A 25,244-nucleotide genomic window follows, 5' to 3' on the forward strand; every position below is an offset into this window, starting at 1 on the left:
TTGACCCTTCGAAAGGTAGTCCGATCATGGAGGGCTTTCCAGCAAAGTAAGGCTGTCCGAAGTACACTTCGGCCGCCCTGCACCGAACCGGTGCGGGCGGCCGAGGAGTCGGGTACGCGCTGGTCAGGCCTTGGTGCCGGGCTCCGGTCGGACCGGATCGGCGGGCTGGCCGGCGGGGGGCACGGAAGGGGTCCGGTCGCTCTTGGCGGACTCCGGCTGAGACACCGTCAGTTCGTCCGCGTCCGAGGACGGGTCCTTGGCCGCATCTGCATCCGCGCCTGCGTCGGCGTCCGCGTCCGTGGAGGGGCCGGCCTCCGGGGACGGGTCGGCCTTGGCGGCCGGGTCGATGCTGTCGGGGGCCTCACGACCGGGGCGCAGCTTGCCGACCACCACCAGGTAGACGACGGCGGCGACGAAGGTGAGGATCGCGGTCCACTCGTTGAGCCGCAGACCGAGGAAGTGGTGCGCCTCGTCGATCCGCATCCCCTCGATCCAGAACCGGCCGACGCTGTACGCGGCGACGTAGACCGCGAAGGCCCGACCGTGGCCGAGGTTGAAGCGCCGGTCGGCCCAGATCACCAGCAGCGCGACGCCGACGCACCAGAGCGACTCGTAGAGGAAGGTCGGGTGGAAGACCCCGACGATCCTGGTGCCGTCGGACTCGACCTTGTCGATCTCCAGGCCCCAGGGGAGGTCGGTGGACCGGCCGTACAGCTCCTGGTTGAACCAGTTGCCCCACCGGCCGCAGGCCTGGGCCAGCGCGATGCCGGGGGCGATGGCGTCGGCGTAGGCGGGCAGCGGCACGCCCCGGCGGCGGGCACCGATCCAGGCACCGACCGCGCCGAGCGCGATGGCGCCCCAGATGCCGAGGCCGCCCTCCCAGATCTTCAGGGCGTCGACCGGGTCCCGGCCCTCCCCGAAGTACAGCTGGTTGTCGGTGATCACGTGGTAGAGGCGGCCGCCCACCAGGCCGAACGGCACCGCCCAGACGGCGATGTCCCCGACGGTGTGCTTGGCGCCGCCCCGGGCGACCCAGCGCTTGCTGCCGAGCCAGACGGCCACGACGACGCCGATGATGATGCAGAACGCGTAGGCGCGTAGCGGGATCGGTCCTAGTTCGTAGACGCCCCGCGACGGGCTCGGAATGTATGCGAGTTCCATGGCAGGGTCGACGCTACCGGACCCCGCCCGGCGCTCCTGCACCGCGCGGGGTCACAGCTTCCGAACGTTCCTCCTACTGCGTCGGCGAGGCGCTCGGAGCGGCCGTCGCTCCGGCCTGCTTGGCGGCGTTGGCCTCCTCGACCCACTTCACCAGGTTCTCCGGGGAGATCTGCTCGCCGGCCGCGTTCTTGGGGTAGACCGGCTGGCCGTTCAGCAGCACCGTCGGGGTCGACTTGTAGCTGGACTTGTCGAAGTCCTGCTGCACCGCCGAGACCCAGTCCGCGTACTTGTTGTCGTTGACGCAGCTCTGGAAGGCGGGCGTGTCCAGGCCGGGCACCTGCTTGGCCAGGTCGATCAGGGTCTGCTTGTTCCCGAAGGTGTCGGCGGTCTCCTCGGGCTGGTTCTTGTACATCACGTCGTGGTACGCGCGGAACTTGCCGGCGTCCTGCGCGCAGCCCAGGGCGTTGGCCCCGTACTTGGAGCCCTTGCCGCCCAGCGAGCGGTCGATGAAGGAGACGATGTGGTAGTTCCCCTGGAGCTTCCCGGCGTCCTCCAACTGGTCGACCGTGGAAGCGAATTCGCGCTCGAAGATGCCGCAGGCCGGGCAGCGCGGGTCCTCGTAGACGGTGAGCACCGAGGGAGCGGTCGCCGGGCCGTCCGGGATCACCAGGTTCTTCTCCCCGATGGTGCCGGCCGGGTGGGCCACCGGCGTGTCCGGCTTGTCCCGCTGGTTCTGCACCACCACGCCGATCACCACGCCGACCGCGATCACCGCGAGCACCACGCCGCCGGCGATCAGCTTCTTCCTCCGCTTGTCCCGGGCCTCCTCGGCGGCCCGCTCCTCCAGCATCCGCTCGCGGGCGGTGCGCTTGCCTTCTCGGTTCTTCTCGCTCATGTCTCGGTACGTCCAAGGTGGGGGCCGGGTGGGCGGGGGAAGTCGTCGGGGGTCCGTCGGGTCCGGGGCGGGGGCCGGTGGCTCGGCGCTGCGGTGACCGGGCGCCGAGATGGTCAGGCGTTCAGCCAGGCGTCGGCCGAGAGCCTGGTCCTGGGGCGCCAGATCAGCCAGGCGGCCAGCAGCAGGAAGCCGGTGTCACGCGCGATCTCCTGCGCGTACTCGGTCTTCGAGGAGTCGACCGCACCGCCGCCGCCGAAGCAGCCGCAGTCGATCGAGATGCCCCGGGCCCACGCGGAGGCGATCCCGGCGATGAAGGCGAGCAGCAGCAGGGCCGAGACCACCGCGACGATCCGGGTACCCAGACCGACCACCAGCAGCAGGGCGAGCGTCACTTCGAGGAACGGCAACCCGTAGCCCACCGGCTTCACCAGGGACTCGGGGAGGATCTCGTACGCCCGCACCGCCTGGGCGGCCTCCGCCGGATCGGCGATCTTCGCCAAGCCGGCCCAGGCCCAGACCACGGCCAGACCGAGCCGGGCCGCCAGACCGATCCACTCGCCGGGCGGGCCGTCCACCACCCGGCGCAGGGCGGACCCGCCGCCCTGGTGTCCGGCGGTCTGCTCAACGGCCATCGGGTGTCCTCCCCCATCGGTGCGTCGTGACGTGGCTGCCGCTCACGCTTCCTGATGAACCGTAGGGGATGAATGGCGGTTACTCCACATTCGCACCTTAAGCCGAATGAGTGAAGTAATAGTGCGTATGTCCGATATGATCTGGCGTGCCGGTGCCCCGCTCTGACGGCCGGTCAGCGCGGCGGTCGACAGCGCAGTCGCTCGTCGGCCCGGTCCAGGGCCGGGCGACCCCCGGGCTGCGAGCGCCCGGCCCGGGCCGCCGGGTCCGCAGCGGCCAACTGCCCGCAGCGGTACGCCTCGTGCTCGGCCCGCTCCACCCCGCGCCGCGCGATGGCCGGCCCCACGGTGGCCTCCGCCCCCATCGTCACGCCGAGCACCAGGGCGGCGACCGCCGCACGGAGCAGGACGGCACGGTGGAAACAGGGCACTGGGCGGACTCCTTCGGTCGGGAACGGTCCGTACCGCACACGAACTCGTCCCTCCACTCAACGCCGGTCAATCCCCGCCGATGCGACGAGCCCGGCGACTTCACCCGGACGGGGCAGTGCCCCCGGTGTGTCCGCGCTGACGTCTCCGCGCCGCACCACCGCGTGCGCGGGCCTCGCGGAGCGGCCCTCCCGGCCGGGGCCGGCGGCATCCCGCAGCCCCGATCGCGCCTCCCCCGGAACCGGCCTGACGGGCCGTCGACCGGCGGCACCGAGACCCCCGGGGCGAGCCCGCACCATCACGTACGCGGGCCACCCCGGATGGCCGAACCGAACGGACGGGTCGGTCGGCTTGCGGGCCGTCGGCTCGCCCCGGCCTGACCCGTGGCGCGCACGCCCGGCCGACGCCCGGCTGCGGGTGCGGCGAGGGTGGGATGTCGGGGCCTGACGGGTCGGCGAGGCCGTGCGCTTCCCGGCGGGTTCGCCCGGGCCCCGGGGCAGGGTCAGCCCTTGCGGACGCCGCCCCGTCGGATCGGCCGCGAGGGCGCGGACCGGCTGACGGACCGTCGGCTCGCCCTGCGGCGCCCGCACCCGGCCGACCAGGCGGGCCGAGGCGGCGCCGGCCGGGCATGTGGGTGGAACGGGCCGGTCTGCCGCCGAGCGAGTACGCCGCCGATGCGGTAGGGACGACCTGACGGAACGCCAAGACCCGTACGATCCCCGGGGGTTCGCACGGGCCTCGGACGGTGGGGTCAGCCCTTGCGGACGCCGCCCCACCGGATCGGCCGCGAGGGCGCGACCCGGCTGACGGACCGTCGGCTCGCCCTGCGGCGCCACACCGGCCAGCCCGGAAGGCCGAGGCAGCGCCGACCCGGCGCACGGGTGGAACGGGCCGGTCTGCCGCCGAGCCAGTACGCCGCCGATGCGGTGTCGACGACCTGACGGAACGCCAAGGCCCGTACGCCCCCCAGGGGTTCGCACGGGCCTCGGACGGTGGGGTCAGCGCTTGCGGACGCCCTCCGCCAGGTCGGCGGCGAGGGCGCGGACCGCGTCCAGGCCGGCCGGCTCGTCGGCCGCGTCCAGCATGCGCTGGACGAAGGCGGAGCCGACGATCACGCCGTCCGCGAAGGCGGCCACCTCGGTGGCCTGGGCCGCGTTGGAGACTCCGAGGCCGACGCAGACCGGGAGGTCGGTGGTGGCCCGGGTGCGGGCGACCAGGTCCTCGGCCAGGCTGCCGACGGCCGACCGGGTGCCCGTCACGCCCATCACGGCGGCGGCGTAGACGAAGCCGGAGCCGGCCGCCGTGACCTCGGCGAGGCGGGCGTCCTTGCTGCTCGGGGCGACCACGAAGACGGTGTCGAGACCGTGCTCGCCCGCCGCCTTCCGCCACTCGGCGGACTCCTCCACCGGCAGGTCCGGCAGGATGCAGCCGACGCCCCCGGCAGCCGCCAGGTCGGCGGCGAACCGGGCCACGCCGTAGCGCTCCACCGGGTTCCAGTACGTCATCACCAGGACCGCCGCCGCCGGGTGGGCGGCGGCCACCTCGGCGACGGTCCGGATCACGTCCTTGATCTTCACGCCACCGCGCAGCGCGATGTCGTCGGCGGTCTGGATGACCGCGCCGTCCAGCACCGGGTCGGAGTGCGGCAGGCCGACCTCGACCACGTCGCAGCCGCCCTCGATCAGCGCCTTGGCGGCGGCGATGCCGCCGTCCACGGTCGGGAAGCCGGCCGGCAGGTAGCCGATCAGCGCGGCCCGGTCCTCGTCCTTCGCGGCGGCCAGCACCGCGCTCAACTTCGAAGCCATGGTCACTTGCCCCCGTTGCTGTCGTTGCGCGCGGCGTCGTAGAGGCCGAAGTACTCGGCGGCGGTGTGCATGTCCTTGTCGCCACGGCCGGAGAGCGAGACCAGGATGGTCGCCTCCGGGCCCAGCTCGCGGCCGAGTTCGAGCGCCCCGGCGAGCGCGTGGGCGCTCTCGATGGCCGGGATGATGCCCTCTGTGCGGGACAGCAGGCGCAGTGCCTGCATGGCCTGGTCGTCCGTGACCGGGCGGTACTCGGCCCGACCGGAGTCCTTCAGCCAGGCGTGCTCCGGCCCGACGCCGGGGTAGTCCAGGCCGGCCGAGATCGAGTGCGACTCGATGGTCTGGCCGTCCTCGTCCTGCAGCACGTAGGTGCGCGAGCCGTGCAGCACGCCCGGGTCGCCCTTGGTCAGGGTGGCCGCGTGCTTCTCGGTGTCCACGCCCTCGCCGGCCGCCTCGCAGCCGATCAGCCGGACGCCCGCGTCCGGGATGAACTCGTGGAAGATGCCCATCGCGTTGGAGCCGCCGCCGACGCAGGCGACCACCGCGTCCGGGAGCTTCCCGGTGCGCTCCAGCACCTGCTCGCGGGCCTCGACGCCGATCACCCGGTGGAAGTCCCGGACCATGGCCGGGAAGGGGTGCGGGCCGGCCACCGTGCCGAACAGGTAGTGGGTGGAGTCCACGTTGGCCACCCAGTCGCGGAACGCCTCGTTGATGGCGTCCTTGAGGGTGCGGCTGCCGGACTTCACGGCCACCACCTCGGCGCCGAGCATCCGCATCCGGGCGACGTTCAGCGCCTGGCGCTCGGTGTCGACCTCGCCCATGTAGACGGTGCAGTCGAAGCCGAACAGCGCGCAGGCGGTGGCGGTGGCCACGCCGTGCTGGCCGGCCCCGGTCTCCGCGATGATCCGGGTCTTGCCCATCCGGCGGGTCAGCAGGGCCTGGCCCAGCACGTTGTTGATCTTGTGCGAGCCGGTGTGGTTGAGGTCCTCGCGCTTGAGCAGGATCCGCGCCCCGCCGGCCTCGGCGGAGAACCGGTGCACGTCGGTGAGCGGGCTCGGGCGGCCGGTGTAGTCCTTCAGCAGCCCGTCCAGCTCGGCGGCGAACTCCGGGTCGGCCTTGGCCTTCTCGTACTCCTCGGCGACCTGCTCGACGGCGGCGACCAGCGCCTCCGGGATGAAGCGGCCGCCGTACGCCCCGAAGTACCCCCGGGCGTCGGGGACCTGGGTGCCTGGCAGGTAGTCCTTCTCGGACATGGCAGTTACGTCCTCGTGTGATCGGTGAACTGGCGTGTACGACATGCATGCTGACGGAACGTCAGCCGTGCGTGCGTCGCCATCGCCGACCGGGGACCTGTCCCGGTTCGCAACCGATCACGTACCGGACCCGCCGGCCCAGCACCCGACGCGCGGGCGCGCGGCAACCGCGCGGCCGGCAGCCGGGAGCGAGGCGGGCGTTCATCTGCGGGTCAGCCCCGCCCGTTGTTGCGCAGCGCCGGGTGGGCACCAGCGGCGACCAGGTCGGCGACGGCCGCCTTCGGGTCCCGGCCGGTCACCAGCGACTCGCCGACCAGCACCGCGTCCGCGCCGAGGTTGGCGTAGGCGATCAGGTCGTGCGGGCCGCGCACGCCGGACTCGGCCACCTTGACGATGTGCGCCGGGATGGCGTCCACCACGTTGCCGAAGGTGTTCCGGTCCACCTCGAGGGTCTTGAGGTTGCGGGCGTTGACGCCGATGATCTTCGCGCCGGCGTCCACCGCGCGCGCGATCTCCTCCTCGTCGTGCACCTCGACCAGCGGGGTCAGCCCGATCGACTCGGCCCGCTCGATGAGCGAGACCAGGGCCGGCTGGTCCAGGGCCGCCACGATCAGCAGCGCGAGGTCGGCGCCGTGGGCGCGGGCCTCCCAGAGCTGGTAGGCGGTGACGATGAAGTCCTTGCGCAGCAGCGGGGTGTCCACCGCCGCGCGGACGGCGTCCAGGTCGGCCAGCGAACCGCCGAAGCGGCGCTGCTCGGTCAGCACGCTGATCGCGGCGGCACCGCCGGCCGCGTAGTCGAGCGCCAGGGCGGCCGGGTCGGCGATCGCCGCCAGGGCTCCCTTGGAGGGGCTGGAGCGCTTGACCTCGCAGATCACCCGGACACCGTCGCCGCGCAGCGCGGCCACTCCGTCCTTGGCGTCCGGAGCCTTCGCGGCCAGCTCCTTGAGCTGGTCCAGGGAGACCTGGGACTGCCGCTCGGCGAGGTCCGCACGGACCCCGTCGATGATCTCGTCGAGCACACTCACGCGGGCGCCCCCATCATTCCGCCGGGCGGGTGCCCGGCTCGTCGGGTGTTTCACCGCCGGCTGCGGAATCCGTCCTGCTGAACAGTTCCGGACTTCCCACCGCCGTCGGCAGGTCGATGGTATCGGGAGCCGGGGGCGCGAACCGCATCCGCCCGGCGCGCGTCTCGCGGAGCGGACCGGGCCACGCGCCGTGGAGGATGCGTGCGGGAGGCGTGGAGGCGGCCGGTTCAGACCACCGGAGGCGCCAGTGCGGCCCCGACCGGGAGGTTGCGGTAGACCGTGAACACCACCAGCACCAGCACCATCAGCACCACCCGCCCCGCATCCAGCCGCGCCCTCGGCGGCCGTCCCCCAGTCAGCGCGGCCCAGGTCCAGCCGGCCCAGAGCAGACCCGCCGCCAGCACCAGTGCCACCGCGAGCAGGTTGTCGTGCGCGGCGGTCACCAGGTCGCCGTGGGCCAGCGCGTGCACCGCCCGCAGGCCGCCGCAGCCCGGGCACCACCAGCCGGTCGCGGCCAGTACCGGGCAGACCGGGTAGTGGCCCGGCACGTTCGGGTCGACCGAGGCGACGTACAGGGCGGGGGCCGCCACCGCCGCCAGGGCCAGCAGCGGACGGGCCACCCGGCGGACCCGGGAGGACGGGGTGGTGGTCGGCTTCGGCTGCGGGGCTGCGGTCACGGAGCCGATTCTGCCCCCGGGAGCCGGGCGCACCCCCGAGGCGGGGGCGGATGTCATGCGAACGGGAGCGACCGGGCGCCGCACGCGCCCCGTCGCTCCCGTACCGGCCCGGTGGCTCAGACGCCCGCGGTGGCCTTCGCGGCCAGCTCGCGGCGGGCCAGGGTCTCCTCCGGAGTGGCGAAGTACGGGCTGGGCTGCTTGCCCATGCCCGCCATCGACATCGCCTTGCCGACGACGCCGCCGAGCAGGACCACGCCCAGGCCCACCCAGAAGAGCCAGACGGCGGGGATGATCATCGCAACGCCGCTGACCGTGAAGCCGATGAAGGCGATGGTCGAGCCGGTCCAGGCGGCGGGGGTGTGGCCGTGCGCTGTTGCCGACATCTGATGGTGCTCCTTGGTTCTCCGGGGCCCGGCCGGGCTGCGGGCGCCCGTCGGGTTGACTGCTCCATTGTGCCGGGCCCACACACCCGAACCCAAGCGGGGGTCCACCGGTCAGGCGGTCGGGTCCTCGCCCCGGTCCAGCGCCTGCCAGAGGTCGGCGGGGGTACCGGCCGCCCTCGCCCTCGGCGCGGCCTTCCGGGCCGGCGCCTCGTACCGGGCCCCCATGGCGGGCCAGGACCGCCCGTGACGGACCGTCAGCAGACCGGCCGCCGCCAGCAGCAGCCCCCCGGCGAAGGCCACCCAGGGCCAGGCGGTGTGGCTCACCTGCTCGGCCGAGGCGCTCGTCAGGGCCAGCTTCTGGGCCGCCGCCGCGTGCAGCGCCGCGCTGTCGGTCGCGCCCAGCACGGCGGCCACCGCCGCCCCGAGACCGGCCAGCGCCAGCAGCACACCGACCACCTGCTTGCCGACCCCGCGCACCGCGAACACCGCCACCGCCGAGGCCAGCCCGACCAGCGCCAGCCCGCCCGGCAGCCCCGACACCGCACTCCCGGTCGCCGACACCGCCATCTGCCCGTCGGCCGTCCCCTCGGCCCACACCCGGCTCACCGCCGTCAGCACGAGCACCGCGCCCAGCACCGTGAGCCCCAGCATCACCCCGAGCATCCGCCGCCCTCCCGGGCTCGGCGCGGCACTCACGGGGCTCTCGGCGGTACGGGGCGAAGGCAGCTCGGTGGTCACCCGTCCACTATCCCCGAGCCGTACACCGACGGTTCACCGGGGGTCGGACGGGAAGCCGTCGGTCCGGACGGTCAGCTCACGCCCCTCCAGCGGCAGCAGGGCACCACCGATCGGTGACCTCGACCTCGTGGCCCTCGGGGAGGCTGACCGGTCCAGGACGTCACGGGCGCTCGCGGTGCTCATCGCGCGACCCGACGTGACGCTGCTCACGACACCGAGCTGCGGAGCGTGTTGGCGGTGGCGACGGCGCGGAGGACGGCAGCGGCCTTGTTGCGGCACTCGGTGTCCTCGGCGTGCGGGTCCGAGTCGGCGACCACGCCCGCGCCGGCCTGGACGTAGGCGGTGCCGGAGCGGAGCAGGGCGGTGCGGATGGCGATGGCGGTGTCGGAGTCACCGGCGAAGTCGAGGTAGCCGACGCAGCCGCCGTAGAGGCCCCGACGGGTGGGTTCGAGCTCCTCGATGATCCGCATGGCGCGCGGCTTGGGGGCGCCGGAGAGGGTGCCGGCCGGGAAGCAGGCGGTGAGCACGTCGAAGGCGGTGCGGCCGGGGGCGACCCGGCCCGTGACGGTGGAGACGATGTGCATCACGTGGCTGTACTTCTCGATCGACATGAAGTCGACCACCTCGACGGTGCCCGGCTCGCAGACCCGGCCCAGGTCGTTGCGGCCCAGGTCGACCAGCATCAGGTGCTCGGCCCGCTCCTTGGGGTCGGCCAGCAGCTCGGCCGCCAGCTCGGCGTCCTCGTGCGGGGTGGCGCCCCGGTGCCGGGTGCCGGCGATCGGGTGCAGCATCGCCTGACCGCCCGTCACCTTGACCAGCGCCTCCGGGCTGGAACCGACCACGTCGAAGCCGCCCTCGGCGGTGCCGTCCGGGCCGGGGAAGCGGAAGAGGTACATGTACGGGCTGGGGTTGGTGGTGCGCAGCACCCGGTAGACGTCCAACGCCGGGGCGCCGCACGGTACTTCGAAGCGCTGCGAGGGCACCACCTGGAACGCCTCGCCGGCCCGGATGCGCTCCTTGACCTCCTCCACGGCGGCCCGGTACGGCGCTCCGCCGAACGGCGAGTGCGGCTCCACCGAGGTCGGGGTGAAGGTGGCCAGGCCCGGATCGACCGGCCGGGCCAGGTCGGCCTGCATGGCGTCCAGGCGGGCCAGCGCGTCGGCGTACGCCTCGTCCACGCCGGAGGCGAGGTCGTTGTGGTTGACCGCGTTGGCGATCAGCACCACCGAGCCGTCGGCGTGGTCCAGCACCGCGAGGTCGGTGGCCAGCAGCATGGTCAGCTCGGGCAGCTTCAGGTCGTCCGGGGTGAGGTTGGGAAGCTTCTCCAGCCGCCGCACCACGTCGTAGCCGAGGTAGCCGACCAGGCCGCCGGTGAGCGGCGGCAGGCCGTCGTCGGCGTGCCGGGGCGTGTGCAGCGCCTCCAGGGTGGCCCGCAGCACGGCGAGCGGGTCGCCGGTGGTGGGGATGCCGACCGGCGGGGTGCCGTGCCAGCGGGCGTTGCCCTCCGGGTCGGCGGTGAGGGTGGCGGCGCAGCGCACGCCGACGAAGGAGTAGCGCGACCAGTTGCCCTGCTCGGCGGACTCCAGCAGGAAGGTGCCCGGACGCTCCCCGGCCAGGCTGCGGTAGAGCCCGATCGGGGTGAGGCCGTCCGCGAGGAGCCGGCGGGTGACCGGGATGACCCGGGTGTCCACTGCGAGTTTGCGGAAGGTCTCGAGGTCCATGGGGCTGCGCACCGTTCGGTCGGAGGTGGTCGAAGGAGGGGTCAGCGGGTGAGCGGGTGAGCGGTTCAGCGGGTTCCGCCGGTCAGCGCGTCAGGAGAGCGGGAGCACGTCGGCGTCGAAGCAGGTGCGCTCGCCGGTGTGGCAGGCAGCGCCGGTCTGGTCGACCTTCACCAGCAGGGTGTCGCCGTCGCAGTCCAGCGCGACCGACTTGACCGCCTGGACGTGGCCGGAGGTGTCGCCCTTCACCCAGTACTCGCTGCGGCTGCGGCTCCAGTAGGTGCAGCGGCCGGTGGTCAGGGTGCGGTGCAGCGCCTCGTCGTCCATCCACCCGAGCATCAACACCTCGCCGGTGTCGTACTGCTGGGCGATGGCGGGGAGCAGACCGTCGGCGGTGCGCTTGAGCCGGGCGGCGATCGCCGGGTCGAGCGCGGTGCTGCCGGGCGCGGCGGGTGTGATCGACATGGGGCCCATTGTGGCAGCTCGGCACCGCTCCCCCGGCGGCCGTCTCAGCCGCGTGCCGCCGCCTCCGCTGACGGCCCCTCACATCCCGGCGGCCAGACCAGCTCGACGTACAGACCGGCCGTCCGGGCCGCCGCGACCAGGTCGGCCGCGGGCCCCGGGCTGACGCCGTCCCAGACCGCGATCAGCTCGTCGATCATCGCGACCATGGCGGTGCAGGTGTCGTCGCCGAGACCGCCGGAGTCCGCCGGGGCGAGGCGGTGCACGGCGTTGGCCTGGTTGAGCAGGGTGCGGACGGCCGCCCGGCCGGAGGCGGCGAAGGCGCCGGCCCGGGAGGCGGAGGCCGAGAGCAGCACCTCCAACTTGCCGCCGTGGTCCAGCACCGACCGGGCGAACCAGGTCTCCGGGCCCTCGTGCAGGCAGCTGATGCCGACCAGGTCGTGGGTGGTGTGGGAGGTGACGAGGCGCCAGAGCTCGCCCCGGACGAGCATCTCGCTGAGGTCGGAGAGGCCCTCGGGGCCGACGATGCCCACGCGCATGACGGATGAACCCTTCGCTGAAGGGCCGTGCCGCAGCGAAGCGTAGCCCCTGCCGGGACAGCCCGGGCAGCGGGGGCGGACACCTTGAAGCCGACGCCACCCCGAACGGGCCACCCACCACTCGCCCCGACATACGAGTCGCACGAACCCACCGACGCCAACCCGAGCAGGCACCCCACCACCGCCCACCGCCCGCCGCCCGCCGCCCGCCGCAGACTCAACCCCACCAGTCACGCAAACCCACCGACGACAACCCCAACAGGCGCCCCACCCCCACCCCAACACCGCCCGCCGCAGGCGCAACCGCACCAGTCACACGAACACGCTGACGACAGCCCCAGCAGGCGGCCAGAATGAGGGCTTCCGAAGTGGCTGAGGGGGCTGGGATGAAGCGGCGGCGGGTGGTGGCCACGGTGGTGGCCGTGGTGGTGTTGCTGGCGGGGGTCGCCACCCTGCTGCTCTGGCCGGAGCCGGAGCCGAAGAAGGCCGCCGCTCCGCCACCCAGCCCGAGCGCGTCCCCGTCCCCCTCGCCGAGCCCCACCCCCACCCGGGACCGGCCGCCGTACCCGTACTTCTGGCCGGGCGAGTGCTTCGACCACCCGCAGCTGAGCAAGGTGATCACCGTGCCGGAGCTCCGCCCCTGCGAGGCCCCGCACGACGGGGAGGGGGTGGCCGTGATCAAGCTCCCCGAGGGCCTGGCGGACGACGCCGACATCGCCCAGGCGCTGCGCGAGCTGTGCAAGCCGGCGGCGGCCGAGTGGCAGGCCAAGCAGCCCGCCGGCGGGCGGTACTTCGGCTATCCGATCGGCCCGTCGATGAAGTACTACGGCCAGGGCCACCGGGACGCCTCCTGCACCCTCTCGGCCAGCAACCGCCAGGACGGCCCCAAGCTCACCGGTCACCTCGCCGGAGCCACCGCCGCACCCTGACCCTGCCGCACCCGGACACCGGCGCGCCCTGACCCCGGCGGGCCCCACCGCCTAAGGTGGGCGGCATGACGAGCTTTGCGCGTGGGGAGCGGGAGCGGTTGGCCAGGCTGCTGGCGGCGGCCGGACCGGAGGCGCCGACGCTCTGCGTCGGCTGGACCACCCGGGACCTGGCGGCCCATCTGGTGCTGCGGGAGCGGCGGTTGGACGCGGCGGCCGGCATACGGCTGCGCCCGCTGGCGGGCTGGACGGCCCGGGTGCAGGAGCAGTACCGGGCCCGCCCGTACGAGCAGTTGCTGCACCTGGTGCGCACCGGCCCCGGGCTCTCGCTGTTCGCCCTGCCGGGGGTGGACGAGGCGGCGAACCTGGTCGAGTACTACGTGCACGCCGAGGACGTCCGCCGGGCCGGGGACGGGTGGTCGGCGGAGCCGGTCGCCCCTTCGATGGCCGAGCTGCTCTGGAAGCGGCTGCCGATGCTGGTCCGGCTGGAGGCCGGGCGGCGGCTGCCGGTCCGGCTGGTGCTGCGGCACCCGGACGGCCGGACGGCGGCGGTGGGCCCGCAGGGCGGCCGGACCGTCGAGGTGTCCGGTGAGCCCGGTGAGCTGGTGCTGTACGCCTTCGGGCGCGGCGAACGGGCGGCGGTCGAGCTCGCCGGGGAGCGCGAAGCGCTGGAGGCGCTCCGGGTGGTCCTGCCGTTCGGGTGACGGCGCGTCAGGCGCGGCGCGCGGTTGTCAGTGGGCAGTGGCAGGCTGGCCGGGTTGGTCCCCGACCGCCCTCCGAAGGAGCGCTCCGCCATGCTCAGCACCGACTTCCGGACCGGTTCGCCGAACTGGCTCGACCTGGGCAGTCCGGACACCGCAGCCGCCGCAGCCTTCTACGGGGCGGTGTTCGGCTGGTCCTTCGAGCCGTCCGGCTCCGAGGCGGGCGGGTACGGCTTCTTCCGACAGGACGGCAGGACCGTCGCCGCGCTCGGCCCGCTCACCGAGGAGGGCGCACACTCGGCCTGGACGGTGTACTTCCACACCCCGGAGGCGGACAGCACCGCCAAGTCGGTCGAGCAGGCCGGCGGCACCGTCCGGGTGGCCCCCGACGACGTCTTCGACGCGGGCCGGCTGGCCGCCTTCACCGACCCGGCGGGCGGTGAGTTCGCGGTCTGGCAGCCGAACCGGAACGCGGGCCTGGAGGCCACCACCGTCCCCGGCACCCTCTGCTGGGTCGAACTGCACACCCCCGACCCGGCCGGGGCGCAGGGCTTCTACGGCACGCTCTTCGACTGGCGCTACGAGCGGGTCGACGTCCCGGGGATGACCTATACCGTGGTCTCCACCGCCGACGGCGCCGACCAGCAGCGCGCCTCCTTCGGCGGCATCGCCCCCACCGAGCCCGGCCACGACCACGCCGCCTGGCTCCCCTACTTCGAGGTCACCGACCCGGACGCCACCATCGACCGCACCGTGGCCCACGGCGGCGCCGTCCTGCTCCCCGGCATGGACGCCCCGGGCATCGGCCGGATGGCCTGGCTCACCGACCCGGCCGGCGCCCGCTTCGCCATCATCCGCAGCGAGGCGTGACCACCCGCCGGGCGAGCCCGGCCCGGCCCGACGGCCACCCGCGGACGGTCCCCTGACGCACCGTCGGCACCGCAGCTCCCCCGCTCCCCCGCCACGGGCCGGCCCGTCCTGGTCCGCCGCCCTGCCCCCACGGCCCCGGCGGCGGCGCACGGTCGGGCAGGGTGGGGTGCCTGATGGCGCCTCAAGCGGTGCACGGAGTTGATCGCATGCTGACAGGGTGCGCACTCCTGTGCGAAGCTGCACCCGAAATCGTCCCGGGGTCGGCCACGTGCGCCCCGGTGGACGGGGGACGTACGGGGGAGGCGCCGCCATGGGCGGACGGGGGCCTGGGCCGGGGTACCGGCTGCGGGCGGTACTGGCGTTCTCGGCGGTGGGCTGTCTGGCCTTCGCCGCGTTGGCGCTGCGCCCGGACGGGGCGCAAGGCCTCTGGGGGGCCCGCGGGCCGCTCACGTCGTACGGCTGGCTGCTCGGGCTGCTGTTCGCGGCCGGCGGGATCGCGGTCGCCGTCCGGTACCGGACGGTGCTCCGGGAGACGCCGCGACTGGAGCCGGTGACCGAGCGGCTGACCACCGCCGCCACCGTGGTGCTGCGGCTGGCGGTCGTCGTGACACCGCTGTTCCTGATCGTGCTCTCCGCCAAGTCCTGCGAGCCCGGCGCCACCGTCGAGCCCCCGCCGCCCTCTCCCCCGCCCACCACCGGCCCGCCGAGGGAGCCCACCGGGGCGTCGCCCGACACCAGCCTGGTCGAGATCCTGGTGTCCGCGATCGGGGTGGTCCTGCTCCTGGTGATGCTGACGGTGCTCGGCATCCAGGTACGGCGCTGGCTGGCCGAGCGCCGACGGCGGCGTCGGGCCTGGCTGCGGGTCACCACCAAACCGGCCGGCCCGGACGGGAAGGCCCTGGCCGAGGCGGTCGCCTCCGGCCGCCGGGCGCTGGCCGGCAGCGACGCCCGGACCGCCGTGATCGCCTGCTACCTGGCGATGGAGGACTCGCTCGCCGACTCGGGCGTCACCCGGCACGACTCGGACAGCCCGGCGGACCTGCTGCGACGCGCCGCCACGGCCGGAGTGCTGACCGGGAGTCACCCGGCGACCCTGGCCGGGCTGTTCCGCGAGGCGCGCTACTCCAGCCATCCGATGGGCGAGCCCGAGCTCGCCCGGGCCCGCGCCGCACTGGACGGCATCGCCGCCCAACTCGGCCACGACGCAAGGCAGTCCGCACCCACCGAGGAGGCCCGGTGACGGGACGGTACGCCGAGGGGCGCCCCCAGCGGGACCGGTTCGCCGGGCACCCGCAGCACCGGGAGCGGCCGGACCGCGCCCCGGTCCGGCGGCCGGTCGGCCGCTGGACGGTGGCTGTGCTGGTCGGGACGGCGGCCGTCACCGAGACGCTGCTGGCCCTGACGGCCGGGGCGACCGCCGCCGGAGCGGGGGCCGTGCTGTTCACCGTCGCGGCCCTGGTCACCGTCCGGTACGCGGCCGGGGCCGAATCCGAGGACGGCGGGCCGGGACGGGCCCAGCGGATGGTGGAGCAACGGACGGCCGGGCTGGGTGACTGGCGCCCGGTGGTGGAGGGCGCGCTCTCCGAGCGCGAGGAGGACGTGGTCCTGCTCTGCTCCCGGCTACAACGCCTCTACGATGCCCGGCTGACGGAGCGTCACGGCATCTCGCTGCACCACGCCCCGGAGGCCGCCGCCGCCCTGGTCGGCCCCGGCATCTGGCAGCTGATCGAGCCGCACGGCACCTTCCGCGGGCCGCTGCCACCGGCCCTGCTCCACTCCGCCGTCGACGGCCTGCGGACCGTCTGAACGCCTGAACGCCTGAACGCCTGAACGCCTGAACCACGCAACCACGCAACCACGCAACCACCGCCACCACCCGACACCGACGACCCCCCGAGGAGCCCCGTGACCACCACCGCAGCCGCCGCCCCGCCGGTGCCCGAGCTGACCCCGCGTCAGGCCGGAGCGCTGGCCCGTACGGTGCTGGACGAGGTCGGCAGCGCCGTGGTCGGCAAGCCCGAGGCGCTGGAGCTGGTGATGCTCGGCGTGCTGGCCGGCGGCCACGTGCTGATCGAGGACCTGCCCGGCCTGGGCAAGACCCTGCTGGCCCGGTCCTTCGCCACCGCGCTGGGCCTGGACTTCCGGCGGATCCAGTTCACCCCCGACCTGCTGCCCTCCGACGTCTCCGGTGCACCGTTCTACGACCAGTCGAGCGGCGAGATGGTGTTCCGCCCCGGCCCGGTCTTCACCCACCTGCTGCTGGCCGACGAGATCAACCGCACTCCCCCGAAGACCCAGGCCGCGCTGCTGGAGGCGATGGCCGAGGCCCAGGTCACGGTGGACGGGGTGACCCGGCGGCTGCCGGACCCGTTCGTGGTGATCGCCACCGCCAACCCGATCGAGTACGAGGGCACCTACGGCCTGCCCGAGGCCCAGCTGGACCGCTTCCTGCTCCGGGTCCGGATGGGCTACCTGGAGACCTCCCAGGAGGCGGCCATGCTCCGGGCCCGGCTGGACCGCTCCGTCCCGGAGCCCTCGGTGCGGACGCTCACCGATCCGGCCCAGGTGCTGGCGATGCGGGCCGCGCTGGAACGGGTCGAGGTGGACGACGACCTGGTGGCGTACGTGGTGGCCCTGCTGGCCGCCACTCGCTCGCACCCGCAGATCCAGGTCGGCGCCTCACCGCGCGGCGGGCTGGCGCTGATCCAACTGGCCCGGGCCCGGGCGGTGCTGGACGGACGGGACTACGTGGTGCCGGAGGACGTCAAGGGCCTGGTGGTCCCGGCACTGGCCCACCGGGTCTCGCTCCAGCCGGAGCTGTGGGTGCGTCAGATCGACGCCGACGAGGTGCTCGCCGCGCTGGTCCCGACCGTCAAGGCCCCGCAGACCGTGCCCGACGTCCCGGGCGCCGGGGTTGCGGCCGGGGCCGGCCGGCCGTGACGCCCCGTCACGGACTGACGGTCCAGGGCGGGCCGGCCCCGCTCTCGCTGGTGCAGCCGCCGGCCGAACCGCCCCGGCACTGGCGGGCCGGCGCGCGCGCCCTGCGGCTGCTCACCGTGACGGTCGCGGCGGTCTCCGCCGCGCTGGTGACCGGCCACGCCTGGGTGCTGGCGCTGGCCGCCGGCCCGCTGGTGCTGCTGGTGCTGGCCACCTCCGGTGAGGGCCGCCCGACGGTGGCCGGGGCCGGGGCCGAGGTCTCCACCCGGCGCTGCTTCGAGGGCGAGCCGGTCGAGGTGCGGATCGAGCTCGCGGTGGAGGGCACCTGCGGCCGGATCGCACCCCGCCCGTTCCCGGGCCCGGGGATGGCGGTGGACGGGGTCGAGGTCAGCGGCACCACCCTCTCGCTGCGGCTCACCCCGCACCGCTGGGGCCGCTGGAGCCTGGGCATCGTGGACGTGGACGTCTACGACACCGGCGGCCTGGCCCGGCGCACCGTCCGGGTGGAGCTGGGCGAGGTCCAGGTCTTCCCGATGCCCACCCACTCCGCCCTGACCCCGATCCCGGTCCGGCTGCCCGAGCGGCTCGGCGAGCACACCGCCCGCCAGCGAGGCGAAGGGGTCGAGGTGACCGGAGTGCGCCCGCACGTCTGGGGCGAACGGCAGCGCCGGATCCACTGGCCGTCCACCACCCGCCGGGGCTCGGTGCAGATCAACCAGTTCGCGGCCGAGCGGGCCTCCGACACGGTGGTGCTGCTGGATGCCCTCGGCGACTACTACGACCCGTCCAACGGCGTCTCCAGCCTGGACGAGACGGTGCGGGCCGCCGCCGGGATCGCCAAGGCCTACCTCCGCCTGCACGACCGGGTCGGTGTGCTGTCGATCGGCGGCACCACCCGCTGGCTGACCCCGGGCACCGGCGGGAGCTACTTCCACCGCCTGGTGGAGACGGTGCTGGAGGTCCGCCGCGACCTCGGCTACCACCTGCCCGACCTGGACCGGCTGCCCCGGCAGGTGATCCCGGCGGACGCCCTGGTGTACGTGGTCAGCACCCTGACCGACCACCGGGCGCTGGAGGTGCTGCGGCACCTGACGGCGCGGGGGAACCCGGTGGTGGTGATCGAGGTGCCGATCGGCTCACCCCAGCAGTCCGGCCGTGCGCTGGCCGGGGTCCGCCGGGAGGCGGCCGAGCTCGCCGTACGGCTCTGGGAGGCGGACCGCGAGGCCAACCGCTTCGCCCTCCGGGCCCGGGGCGTCCCGGTCCTACCGCTGGTGCCCGGTGCCGGGCTCGACCTCACCCTGGCGCCGCTGCTGCGCACCCGGGTCCAAGGAGCACGCCGATGACGACCCGTCAGCCCACCGACGGAGCCGGCCGACCCACCCGACCCACCCCGACCGCCCCGACCGCCGGGGCCGACCCGACCGCCGGGGCCGAGCGGACCCCGCCGACCGACCACGTCCGCCAGACCGACGCCGCTCCCCAGCACAGCACGACCGACCCGGCCGTCCCGGCCGATGGCACCGGAGGGACGAGCCCGTCCCCTCGGACCGGCCGACCGGTGGACCCGGCCCTGGCCGCCTGGATCTCCCGGGGCCTGGGCGTCCTCCTGGTGCTGGGCACCACCGCAGCGGCCGTGGACCGGCTCGACGCCTGGCTCGCGCTGCTGCCCTTCACCCTGCCGCTCGCCTGGTTCGCCGCCCCGCCGGCGCCCGGCGTCGCCTCGGAGCACGCCACCTGGCAGGCCCAGCTCTCCCGGCAGCGCACCACCGCCTTCGCCACCGGCTGCGTGCTGACCGCCGCCCTGGGCGATCCGCCGCTCCCGCTGGCCGCCGGCCTCACCCTGCTGCTGCTCGGCTACCTGCTCCACCTGGACCACGCCTCCGGCACGGCCTCCGCCCGTTCGGGCCGGGCCGCGGTGGCTGCCGTCGGCTCTGCCGTGCTGGTGCTGGTGGCCGCGGTCGTCCCGGTCGGCCGGGCCGCATCCGGCCCGCTGCTCGCGGTCCTCGCGGTGGCGGGCGCCACGATCGCCGCAGCGGCGGCCTTCTGGGGCCGCCCGGCCGCACCGGACGACGAAGGCCCCCGGTCGCAGTGACCGGGGGCCTTCGGAGCCGGAGCCTTCGGGGCGGTGTCCTCCGGGACGGCGCCCTCGGATCGGAATCCCGCGAGGCACGATCCTTCGGAGCGGCGTCGGCGGCGCCGCTCACGCGACGGGTTCAGCGGACCGGATGGCCCGACTCCCGCAGGCTGTCCTTGACCTGACCGATGGTCAGGTCGCCGAAGTGGAAGACGCTGGCGGCCAGCACCGCGTCCGCGCCGGCGTCCACCGCCGGGGCGAAGTCGGCGAGCTTGCCCGCCCCGCCGGAGGCGATCACCGGGACGGAGACGGTCTTGCGGACGGCCCGGATCATCTCCAGGTCGTAGCCGTCCTTGGTGCCGTCGGCGTCCATCGAGTTGAGCAGGATCTCGCCCGCGCCCAGCTCGGCGGCCCGGCCGGCCCACTCGACCGCGTCCAGGCCGGTGCCCTGCCGGCCGCCGTGGGTGGTGACCTCGAAGCCGGAGGCGGTCTCGGTGCCCTCGGGGCAGCGGCGGGCGTCCACCGAGAGCACCAGCACCTGGCGGCCGAAGCGGGCGGCGATCTCCCGGATCAGCTCGGGGCGGGCGATGGCGGCGGTGTTGACGCCGACCTTGTCGGCCCCGGCCCGCAGCAGCTTGTCGACGTCCTCGACGGCGCGCACGCCGCCGCCGACGGTGAGCGGGATGAAGACCTGCTCGGCGGTGCGTCGCACCACGTCGTAGGTGGTCTCCCGGTCGCCGGACGAGGCGGTGATGTCCAGGAAGGTCAACTCGTCGGCGCCCTGGGCGTCGTAGAGCTTGGCCAGCTCGACCGGGTCACCAGCGTCGCGCAGGTTCTGGAAGTTGACGCCCTTCACCACCCGGCCGGCGTCCACGTCCAGGCAGGGGATGACTCGTACGGCGAGGGTCACTGCTTCGTACCTTCCAGGGTGCTGGCGAGCCCGGTGCGGTGGGCGTCGATCTCGATCTCCACCATCATCCGGGAGTCGATCAGGCCCTCCACCACGACCATGGTGGCGGCGGGCCGGGCGTCGGCGAACAGCGCGGCGTGCGCGCGGCCCACCTCCTCGGCGTCCCGGACGTGGGTGATGTACATCCGGGTGCGGATCACGTCGGCGGCGGTCAGCCCGTAGGCGCCGAGCGCCTTGAGGCCGATCTCGAAGGCGGCCAAGGTCTGCCGGTACGGGTCGCCCTCGTGGGCGATCACGCCGTCCACCCAGGCGGTGGTGCCGGCCACGTGCACGTAGTCGCCGGCCGCGACCGCGCGGGAGTAGCCGAACTCCGCCTCCCAGGGGGACGGTCCGGCCAGCTTGCCGCCGTTCAGCCGATACTCCGTCATGAAACCGCCTCCAGCGCCTCGGCGAGGGTGAACTTGCCCTCGTAGAGTGCCTTGCCCACGATCGCCCCCTCGACACCCAGGCCGGTCAGCCCGGCGATGGCCCGCAGGTCCTCCAGCGAGGAGACCCCGCCGGAGGCGACCACCGGGCGGTCGGTGGCGGCGCAGACCTTGCGCAGCAGCTCCAGGTTGGGGCCGGTCAGGGTGCCGTCCCGGTCCACGTCGGTGACCACGTAGCGGGCGCAGCCCTCGGCGTCCAGGCGGGCCAGCGCCTCGAACAGGTCGCCGCCCTCGCTGGTCCAGCCCCGGCCGCGCAGGGTGGTGCCGATCACGTCCAGGCCGACCGCGATCCGGTCGCCGTGCTCGGCGATCGCCTTGGCCACCCACTCCGGCTTCTCCAGCACGGCGGTGCCGAGGTTGACCCGGCGGCAGCCGGTGGCCAGCGCGGCGGCGAGCGTCTCGTCGTCCCGGATGCCGCCGGACAGCTCGACCTTGATGTCCAGCGCGCCGCTCACCTGACGGACGATCTCCCGGTTGTCACCGGTGCCGAAGGCCGCGTCCAGGTCCACCAGATGCAGCCACTCGGCCCCCGCCTCCTGCCAGGCCAGCGCGGCGGCCAGCGGCTCGCCGAAGGACTTCTCGGTGCCGGACGCGCCCTTGGTCAGACGGACGGCGAGGCCGTCCCGGATGTCGACGGCGGGCAGCAGTTCGAGGCGGCTCATCGGTGCAACGTTCCTTAGGGGGAAGGGAGTCGTCAGAAGGTGTCGACCCAGTTGGTCAGCAGCGCGGCACCCGCGTCGCCGGACTTCTCGGGGTGGAACTGGGTGGCCCAGAGCGGGCCGTTCTCCACGGCCGCGACGAACGGGTGGCCGTGGGTGGTCCAGCTGACCTTGGGGGCCCGGATGTTCTCGTTGGTGATCCGCAGCTCCCACTCGCGCACGCCGTAGGAGTGCACGAAGTAGAAGCGGGTGTCGGCGTCCAGGCCGGCGAACATCCGGCTGCCCTCGGGCACGTCCACCGTGTTCCAGCCCATGTGCGGGACGACCGGGGCGTCCAGCGGGCCGACCGTGCCGGGCCACTCGTCGCAGCCGGCCGTCTCGACGCCGTGCTCGACGCCACGCTCGAACAGGATCTGCATGCCGACGCAGATGCCCATGACCGGACGGCCACCGGCCAGTCGGCGGCCGATGATCTGCTCGCCGCGCACCGCCTTCAGCCCGCGCATGCACGCCTCGAAGGCGCCGACGCCCGGCACCAGCAGGCCGTCGGCGTCCAGCGCGGTCTGGAAGTCGGAGGTCACGGTGACGTTCGCGCCGGTCCGCTCGATCGCGCGCTGGGCCGAGCGGAGGTTGCCCGAGCCGTAGTCGAGCACCACAACGTTCTTTGCCATCAGGGGAGTTCTCTCTCTAGCGACTGGCGGCTTGCGGCTCGCGACTCAGAGCCGCATCAGGCCGGAGGCGAGGCACATCGCGGCGCCGAACGCGAGCACCGCGATCACGCCCTTGGACTGCTTCTGCTTCCAGAACGAGTAGACGCCGCCGGTCAGGAAGAGGCCGACGATGATCAGCAGGGTTGACGCGGTCACAGTGCACCCTTGGTCGAGGGGAGGATGCCCGCCGCGCGCGGGTCGCGCTCGGAGGCATAGCGGAGCGCCCGCGCCAGCGCCTTGAACTGGCATTCCACGATGTGGTGGGCGTTTCGACCGTACGGCACGTGCACGTGCAGGGCGATGGCGGCCTGGGCCACGAAGGACTCCAGGATGTGCCGGGTCATCGTGGTGTCGTAGCTGCCGATCATCGGCGCCATGCCCTCGGGCTCGGTGTGCACCAGGTAGGGGCGGCCGGAGAGGTCCACGGTGACCTGGGCGAGCGACTCGTCCAGCGGCACGGTGCAGTTGCCGAAGCGGTAGATGCCGACCTTGTCGCCGAGCGCCTGCCGGAAGGCGGCGCCGAGCGCGAGGGCGGTGTCCTCGATGGTGTGGTGGGTGTCGATGTGCAGGTCGCCCTCGGTCTTCACGGTGAGGTCGAAGAGACCGTGGCGGCCGAGCTGGTCGAGCATGTGGTCGTAGAAGCCGACGCCGGTGGAGATGTCGGTCTTGCCGGAGCCGTCGAGGTCGATCTCGACCAGGACGGAGGTCTCCTTGGTGGTGCGCTCGATGCGGCCGGTGCGGGACATGAGGGTCAAAGCTCCAGAGAGGCAGTGCGCGCGGAGCGCGCTCCGGCAAGGGTGGGGGTGGGCGACGGGTGGGCAGTGCGGACGGCGTCGAGGAACGCGTCGTTCTCGGCCGGGGTGCCGGCCGTGACGCGCAACCAACCCGGGACACCGTTGTCGCGGACCAGCACGCCTTGGTCGAGGATCGCCTGCCACACCGCGTGGGTGTCGGCGAAGCGGCCGAACTGGATGAAGTTGGCGTCGGAGTCGGTGACCTCCAGGTCCAGCCCGCGCAGCGCGGTGACCAGCCGGTCCCGCTCGGCCTTCAGCCGCTCGACGTAGCCGAGCAGCGTGTCGGTGTGCTCCAGGCAGGCCAGCGCGGTGGCCTGGGTGACGGCGCTCAGGTGGTACGGCAGCCGGACCAGCTGCACCGCGTCCACCACCGCCGGGTCGGCCGCCAGGTAGCCGAGCCGCAGCCCGGCCGCGCCGAAGGCCTTGGACATGGTGCGGGTGATCACCAGATTCGGCCGGCCCTCGATCATCGGCAGCAGCGAGGCGCGGTGCGAGAACTCGACGTACGCCTCGTCCACGATCACCAGGCTCGGACCGGCGGCCTGGGCGGCCTCGTAGAGCGCGAGCACGGTGTCGGCCGCGACGGCGGTGCCGGTCGGGTTGTTCGGCGAGCAGACGAAGACCACGTTCGGCTGCTGCTCGGCGATCGCCGCCTTCGCCGCTTCGAGGTCGATGGTGAAGTCCTCGTTCCGCGGCCCGGAGATCCAACGGGTGCCGGTGCCACGGGAGATGAGCGCGTGCATCGAGTACGAGGGCTCGAAGCCGAGCGCGCTGCGGCCGGGGCCGCCGAAGGTCTGGAGGAGCTGCTGGAGCACCTCGTTGGAGCCGTTGGCGGCCCAGACCTGCTCCTTCGTCACCCGGTGGCCGGCCGTCCGGCTCAGGTACCCGGCCAGGCCGGTGCGCAGCTCGACCGCGTCCCGGTCCGGGTAGCGGTTGAGGTTGCGGGCCGCCTCGGCCACCCGCTCGGCGATCCGGGCCACCAGCGGCTCGGGCAGCTGGTACGGGTTCTCGTTGGTGTTCAGCTGGACGGGCACGTCCAACTGCGGTGCGCCGTACGGCGACTGGCCGCGCAGCTCGTCCCGGATCGGGAGGTCGTCGATGTTCGTCACGCGTCCGGTACCGTCCAGTCGAATCGAGCCTTGACCGCGTCGCCGTGCCCCGGGAGGTCCTCGGCGGTGGAGAGGTTGACCACGTGCGCGGCGATGCCGGCCAGCGCGTCGCGGTCGTACTCGACGACCTGCACGCCGCGCAGGAAGGTCTGCACCGACAGGCCGGAGCTGTGGCAGGCACAACCCCCGGTCGGCAGCACGTGGTTGGAGCCGGCCGCGTAGTCGCCGAGCGAGACCGGGGTGTACCGGCCGAGGAAGATCGCGCCCGCGTTGCGGATCCGCGCCGCGACGGCGTGCGGGTCGGCGGTCTGGATCTCCAGGTGCTCGGAGGCGTAGGCGTTCGCCACCGCGACGCCCTGCTCCAGCGAGTCGGTCAGGATGATGCCGGACTGCGGGCCGCCCAGCGCCTCGGCCACCCGCTCGGAGTGCTTGGTCCGCGCCACCTGGGTCTTCAGCTCGGCCTCGACCGCCTCGGCCAGCTCGGGCGAGTCGGTGACCAGTACCGATCCCGAGGTCGGGCCGTGCTCGGCCTGGCTGATCAGGTCGGCGGCCACCTCGGCGGCGTCCGCCGTGTCGTCCGCGAGCACCATGATCTCGGTCGGACCGGCCTCGGAGTCGATGCCGATCTTCCCGGCGAAGTAGCGCTTCGCGGCGGCCACGTAGATGTTGCCCGGCCCGGTCACCACGTTGACCGGCTCGCACTCCTCGGTGCCCAGCGCGAACATCGCCACCGCCTGCGCACCGCCGACCGCGTACACCTCGGTGACGCCGAGCAGCTGACACGCCGCCAGGATGGTCGGGTGGACCCGGCCGCCGAACGCCTTCTGCGGCGGCGAGGTGACGGCGATGCCCTGCACGCCGGCCTCCTGCGCGGGCACCACGCTCATCACCACGGAGGACGGGTAGACGGCCAGCCCGCCGGGGACGTACATGCCGACCCGGTCGACCGGGATCCAGCGGTGCGTGACGGTGCCGCCGGGCACCACCTGGGTGGTGTGCCCCTCGCGGCGCTGGTCGGAGTGGACGATGCGGGCGCGGCGGATCGACTCCTCCAGCGCGGCGCGGACCTTCGGGTCCAGCGTCTCCAGCGCCTCGGCCAGCTGCTCGGCGGGCACCCGGGTGGACTCCAGCCGGACCCCGTCGAAACGCTCCGTGAGCTCGATCAGCGCCGTGACCCCGCGATGGCGTACGTCCTCCGCGATCGGCCGCACCTTCTCCAGGGCGGCTTCCACGTCGAACTCGGCACGGGGCAGCACGGTGCGCGGGTCGGCAGTGGAGCCGCGCAGGTCGATTCGAGAGATCACGTGACCCAGTGTAGGGAGTGGCCGGAACCCGAGGTCTCTCATTTCAGTCCGTGA

30 protein-coding genes are annotated in these 25,244 nt (G+C 73.9%); 8 read left to right on the plus strand and 22 right to left on the minus strand.

The annotated features are described in order from the left end of the window. Window positions 1-123: 123 nt before the first annotated feature. From lgt to ACIRBX_RS19905, 14 genes are all read right to left on the minus strand, one after another. Entirely contained in the window at window positions 124-1,161 is a 1,038-nt protein-coding gene (lgt, locus tag ACIRBX_RS19840; protein ID WP_402298327.1) for a prolipoprotein diacylglyceryl transferase, read from the minus strand. 73 nt (window positions 1,162-1,234) lie between these two features. Then, a complete protein-coding gene (locus ACIRBX_RS19845) occupies window positions 1,235-2,056 on the minus strand; it encodes a DsbA family protein (protein ID WP_402298328.1) in 822 nt (273 codons plus the stop codon). Window positions 2,057-2,169: 113 nt separating this feature from the next. Further along, window positions 2,170-2,688: a MauE/DoxX family redox-associated membrane protein gene (locus ACIRBX_RS19850; protein WP_402298329.1), complete on the minus strand. Its 519-nt coding sequence runs from the start codon at window positions 2,686-2,688 to the stop codon at window positions 2,170-2,172. A gap of 173 nt (window positions 2,689-2,861) precedes the next feature. Beyond that, complete coding sequence (locus tag ACIRBX_RS19855; RefSeq protein ID WP_402298330.1) at window positions 2,862-3,116, minus strand: hypothetical protein; 255 nt, start codon at window positions 3,114-3,116, stop codon at window positions 2,862-2,864. Between the two features lie 996 nt (window positions 3,117-4,112). Further along, window positions 4,113-4,919 (minus strand): tryptophan synthase subunit alpha, encoded by an 807-nt coding sequence (gene trpA / locus ACIRBX_RS19860; protein ID WP_402298331.1) that lies wholly within the window; start codon window positions 4,917-4,919, stop codon window positions 4,113-4,115. A 2-nt stretch (window positions 4,920-4,921) separates the two neighbouring features. After that, entirely contained in the window at window positions 4,922-6,169 is a 1,248-nt protein-coding gene (trpB, locus tag ACIRBX_RS19865) for a tryptophan synthase subunit beta (RefSeq protein WP_402298332.1), read from the minus strand. A gap of 61 nt (window positions 6,170-6,230) precedes the next feature. Continuing rightward, window positions 6,231-6,374, minus strand: coding sequence for a tryptophan biosynthesis modulator TrpM (trpM, locus tag ACIRBX_RS19870; protein WP_380148896.1), 144 nt, complete (start codon window positions 6,372-6,374; stop codon window positions 6,231-6,233). A gap of 7 nt (window positions 6,375-6,381) precedes the next feature. After that, the gene (gene trpC, locus ACIRBX_RS19875; protein ID WP_402298333.1) at window positions 6,382-7,194 is read right to left on the minus strand and encodes an indole-3-glycerol phosphate synthase TrpC; all 813 of its coding nucleotides are present in this window, start codon (window positions 7,192-7,194) and stop codon (window positions 6,382-6,384) included. A 227-nt stretch (window positions 7,195-7,421) separates the two neighbouring features. Then, window positions 7,422-7,871, minus strand: a complete 450-nt coding sequence (locus tag ACIRBX_RS19880; protein ID WP_402298334.1) for a DUF2752 domain-containing protein — start codon at window positions 7,869-7,871, stop codon at window positions 7,422-7,424. A gap of 116 nt (window positions 7,872-7,987) precedes the next feature. Then, window positions 7,988-8,254, minus strand: a complete 267-nt coding sequence (locus ACIRBX_RS19885) for an HGxxPAAW family protein (RefSeq protein WP_402298335.1) — start codon at window positions 8,252-8,254, stop codon at window positions 7,988-7,990. 111 nt (window positions 8,255-8,365) lie between these two features. Then, window positions 8,366-8,992, minus strand: a complete 627-nt coding sequence (locus ACIRBX_RS19890; protein WP_402298336.1) for a TIGR02234 family membrane protein — start codon at window positions 8,990-8,992, stop codon at window positions 8,366-8,368. A 206-nt stretch (window positions 8,993-9,198) separates the two neighbouring features. Next, window positions 9,199-10,713, minus strand: a complete 1,515-nt coding sequence (locus ACIRBX_RS19895; protein WP_402298337.1) for an anthranilate synthase component I — start codon at window positions 10,711-10,713, stop codon at window positions 9,199-9,201. A gap of 90 nt (window positions 10,714-10,803) precedes the next feature. Continuing rightward, window positions 10,804-11,175 carry a phosphoribosyl-AMP cyclohydrolase gene (gene hisI / locus ACIRBX_RS19900; RefSeq protein WP_402298338.1) on the minus strand — a complete coding sequence of 124 codons (372 nt, stop codon included), beginning with the start codon at window positions 11,173-11,175 and terminating at the stop codon, window positions 10,804-10,806. Between the two features lie 44 nt (window positions 11,176-11,219). Further along, the gene (locus tag ACIRBX_RS19905) at window positions 11,220-11,711 is read right to left on the minus strand and encodes a hypothetical protein (protein ID WP_402298339.1); all 492 of its coding nucleotides are present in this window, start codon (window positions 11,709-11,711) and stop codon (window positions 11,220-11,222) included. Window positions 11,712-12,097: 386 nt separating this feature from the next. Between ACIRBX_RS19905 and ACIRBX_RS19910 the strand changes: the two genes are divergently transcribed. From ACIRBX_RS19910 to ACIRBX_RS19945, 8 genes are all read left to right on the plus strand, one after another. Next, window positions 12,098-12,640 carry a hypothetical protein gene (locus ACIRBX_RS19910; protein ID WP_402298340.1) on the plus strand — a complete coding sequence of 181 codons (543 nt, stop codon included), beginning with the start codon at window positions 12,098-12,100 and terminating at the stop codon, window positions 12,638-12,640. 65 nt (window positions 12,641-12,705) lie between these two features. Further along, window positions 12,706-13,341, plus strand: a complete 636-nt coding sequence (locus ACIRBX_RS19915) for a TIGR03085 family metal-binding protein (protein WP_402298341.1) — start codon at window positions 12,706-12,708, stop codon at window positions 13,339-13,341. 90 nt (window positions 13,342-13,431) lie between these two features. Next, window positions 13,432-14,208 (plus strand): VOC family protein, encoded by a 777-nt coding sequence (locus ACIRBX_RS19920; protein WP_402298342.1) that lies wholly within the window; start codon window positions 13,432-13,434, stop codon window positions 14,206-14,208. A gap of 310 nt (window positions 14,209-14,518) precedes the next feature. Continuing rightward, entirely contained in the window at window positions 14,519-15,448 is a 930-nt protein-coding gene (locus tag ACIRBX_RS19925; protein ID WP_402298343.1) for a DUF4129 domain-containing protein, read from the plus strand. After that, complete coding sequence (locus ACIRBX_RS19930) at window positions 15,445-16,014, plus strand: hypothetical protein (protein ID WP_402298344.1); 570 nt, start codon at window positions 15,445-15,447, stop codon at window positions 16,012-16,014. Before ACIRBX_RS19925 ends, ACIRBX_RS19930 begins: the two co-directional genes overlap by 4 nt. A 99-nt stretch (window positions 16,015-16,113) precedes the next feature. Next, the gene (locus ACIRBX_RS19935; RefSeq protein ID WP_402298345.1) at window positions 16,114-17,148 is read left to right on the plus strand and encodes an AAA family ATPase; all 1,035 of its coding nucleotides are present in this window, start codon (window positions 16,114-16,116) and stop codon (window positions 17,146-17,148) included. After that, a complete protein-coding gene (locus tag ACIRBX_RS19940; RefSeq protein ID WP_402298346.1) occupies window positions 17,145-18,488 on the plus strand; it encodes a DUF58 domain-containing protein in 1,344 nt (447 codons plus the stop codon). The genes ACIRBX_RS19935 and ACIRBX_RS19940 overlap by 4 nt, the downstream gene beginning before the upstream one ends. Continuing rightward, on the plus strand, window positions 18,485-19,237 hold the full coding sequence (locus ACIRBX_RS19945; protein ID WP_402298347.1) for a hypothetical protein: 753 nt from the start codon (window positions 18,485-18,487) through the stop codon (window positions 19,235-19,237). The genes ACIRBX_RS19940 and ACIRBX_RS19945 overlap by 4 nt, the downstream gene beginning before the upstream one ends. 121 nt (window positions 19,238-19,358) lie before the next feature. On the opposite strand, the gene hisF is transcribed toward ACIRBX_RS19945, so the two are convergent. Genes hisF through hisD form a run of 8 tightly spaced genes read right to left on the minus strand, consistent with a single transcriptional unit; the run spans window position 19,359 to window position 25,190 of the window. Then, window positions 19,359-20,129, minus strand: coding sequence for an imidazole glycerol phosphate synthase subunit HisF (gene hisF / locus ACIRBX_RS19950; protein ID WP_402298348.1), 771 nt, complete (start codon window positions 20,127-20,129; stop codon window positions 19,359-19,361). Further along, window positions 20,126-20,557, minus strand: a complete 432-nt coding sequence (locus ACIRBX_RS19955) for a RidA family protein (protein WP_402298349.1) — start codon at window positions 20,555-20,557, stop codon at window positions 20,126-20,128. Before ACIRBX_RS19955 ends, hisF begins: the two co-directional genes overlap by 4 nt. Beyond that, window positions 20,554-21,276, minus strand: coding sequence for a bifunctional 1-(5-phosphoribosyl)-5-((5-phosphoribosylamino)methylideneamino)imidazole-4-carboxamide isomerase/phosphoribosylanthranilate isomerase PriA (priA, locus tag ACIRBX_RS19960; RefSeq protein WP_402298350.1), 723 nt, complete (start codon window positions 21,274-21,276; stop codon window positions 20,554-20,556). Before priA ends, ACIRBX_RS19955 begins: the two co-directional genes overlap by 4 nt. 32 nt (window positions 21,277-21,308) lie before the next feature. Then, window positions 21,309-21,944, minus strand: coding sequence for an imidazole glycerol phosphate synthase subunit HisH (gene hisH, locus ACIRBX_RS19965; protein ID WP_402298351.1), 636 nt, complete (start codon window positions 21,942-21,944; stop codon window positions 21,309-21,311). A 45-nt stretch (window positions 21,945-21,989) separates the two neighbouring features. Continuing rightward, window positions 21,990-22,139, minus strand: coding sequence for a hypothetical protein (locus ACIRBX_RS19970; protein ID WP_396292211.1), 150 nt, complete (start codon window positions 22,137-22,139; stop codon window positions 21,990-21,992). Further along, window positions 22,136-22,729, minus strand: a complete 594-nt coding sequence (hisB, locus tag ACIRBX_RS19975; RefSeq protein ID WP_402298352.1) for an imidazoleglycerol-phosphate dehydratase HisB — start codon at window positions 22,727-22,729, stop codon at window positions 22,136-22,138. Before hisB ends, ACIRBX_RS19970 begins: the two co-directional genes overlap by 4 nt. A gap of 5 nt (window positions 22,730-22,734) precedes the next feature. After that, the gene (locus tag ACIRBX_RS19980; protein ID WP_402298353.1) at window positions 22,735-23,886 is read right to left on the minus strand and encodes a histidinol-phosphate transaminase; all 1,152 of its coding nucleotides are present in this window, start codon (window positions 23,884-23,886) and stop codon (window positions 22,735-22,737) included. Continuing rightward, window positions 23,883-25,190, minus strand: coding sequence for a histidinol dehydrogenase (gene hisD, locus ACIRBX_RS19985; protein WP_402298354.1), 1,308 nt, complete (start codon window positions 25,188-25,190; stop codon window positions 23,883-23,885). Before hisD ends, ACIRBX_RS19980 begins: the two co-directional genes overlap by 4 nt. Between the last annotated feature and the right edge of the window lie 54 nt (window positions 25,191-25,244).

Source organism: Kitasatospora sp. NPDC096147 (assembly GCF_044763225.1).
GTDB lineage: Bacteria > Actinomycetota > Actinomycetes > Streptomycetales > Streptomycetaceae > Kitasatospora.

What these genes read in the sequence shown, in the direction of transcription:
- lgt (WP_402298327.1), bottom strand. Translation starts at nt 1,161, where the DNA reads ATGGAACTCGCATACATTCCGAGCCCGTCGCGGGGCGTCTACGAACTA.
- ACIRBX_RS19845 (WP_402298328.1), bottom strand. Translation starts at nt 2,056, where the DNA reads ATGAGCGAGAAGAACCGAGAAGGCAAGCGCACCGCCCGCGAGCGGATG.
- ACIRBX_RS19850 (WP_402298329.1), bottom strand. Translation starts at nt 2,688, where the DNA reads ATGGCCGTTGAGCAGACCGCCGGACACCAGGGCGGCGGGTCCGCCCTG.
- trpA (WP_402298331.1), bottom strand. Translation starts at nt 4,919, where the DNA reads ATGGCTTCGAAGTTGAGCGCGGTGCTGGCCGCCGCGAAGGACGAGGAC.
- trpB (WP_402298332.1), bottom strand. Translation starts at nt 6,169, where the DNA reads ATGTCCGAGAAGGACTACCTGCCAGGCACCCAGGTCCCCGACGCCCGG.
- trpM (WP_380148896.1), bottom strand. Translation starts at nt 6,374, where the DNA reads ATGAACGCCCGCCTCGCTCCCGGCTGCCGGCCGCGCGGTTGCCGCGCG.
- ACIRBX_RS19885 (WP_402298335.1), bottom strand. Translation starts at nt 8,254, where the DNA reads ATGTCGGCAACAGCGCACGGCCACACCCCCGCCGCCTGGACCGGCTCG.
- ACIRBX_RS19895 (WP_402298337.1), bottom strand. Translation starts at nt 10,713, where the DNA reads ATGGACCTCGAGACCTTCCGCAAACTCGCAGTGGACACCCGGGTCATC.
- hisI (WP_402298338.1), bottom strand. Translation starts at nt 11,175, where the DNA reads ATGTCGATCACACCCGCCGCGCCCGGCAGCACCGCGCTCGACCCGGCG.
- ACIRBX_RS19905 (WP_402298339.1), bottom strand. Translation starts at nt 11,711, where the DNA reads ATGCGCGTGGGCATCGTCGGCCCCGAGGGCCTCTCCGACCTCAGCGAG.
- ACIRBX_RS19910 (WP_402298340.1), top strand. Translation starts at nt 12,098, where the DNA reads ATGAAGCGGCGGCGGGTGGTGGCCACGGTGGTGGCCGTGGTGGTGTTG.
- ACIRBX_RS19915 (WP_402298341.1), top strand. Translation starts at nt 12,706, where the DNA reads ATGACGAGCTTTGCGCGTGGGGAGCGGGAGCGGTTGGCCAGGCTGCTG.
- ACIRBX_RS19920 (WP_402298342.1), top strand. Translation starts at nt 13,432, where the DNA reads ATGCTCAGCACCGACTTCCGGACCGGTTCGCCGAACTGGCTCGACCTG.
- ACIRBX_RS19925 (WP_402298343.1), top strand. Translation starts at nt 14,519, where the DNA reads ATGGGCGGACGGGGGCCTGGGCCGGGGTACCGGCTGCGGGCGGTACTG.
- ACIRBX_RS19945 (WP_402298347.1), top strand. Translation starts at nt 18,485, where the DNA reads ATGACGACCCGTCAGCCCACCGACGGAGCCGGCCGACCCACCCGACCC.
- ACIRBX_RS19955 (WP_402298349.1), bottom strand. Translation starts at nt 20,557, where the DNA reads ATGACGGAGTATCGGCTGAACGGCGGCAAGCTGGCCGGACCGTCCCCC.
- priA (WP_402298350.1), bottom strand. Translation starts at nt 21,276, where the DNA reads ATGAGCCGCCTCGAACTGCTGCCCGCCGTCGACATCCGGGACGGCCTC.
- hisH (WP_402298351.1), bottom strand. Translation starts at nt 21,944, where the DNA reads ATGGCAAAGAACGTTGTGGTGCTCGACTACGGCTCGGGCAACCTCCGC.
- hisB (WP_402298352.1), bottom strand. Translation starts at nt 22,729, where the DNA reads ATGTCCCGCACCGGCCGCATCGAGCGCACCACCAAGGAGACCTCCGTC.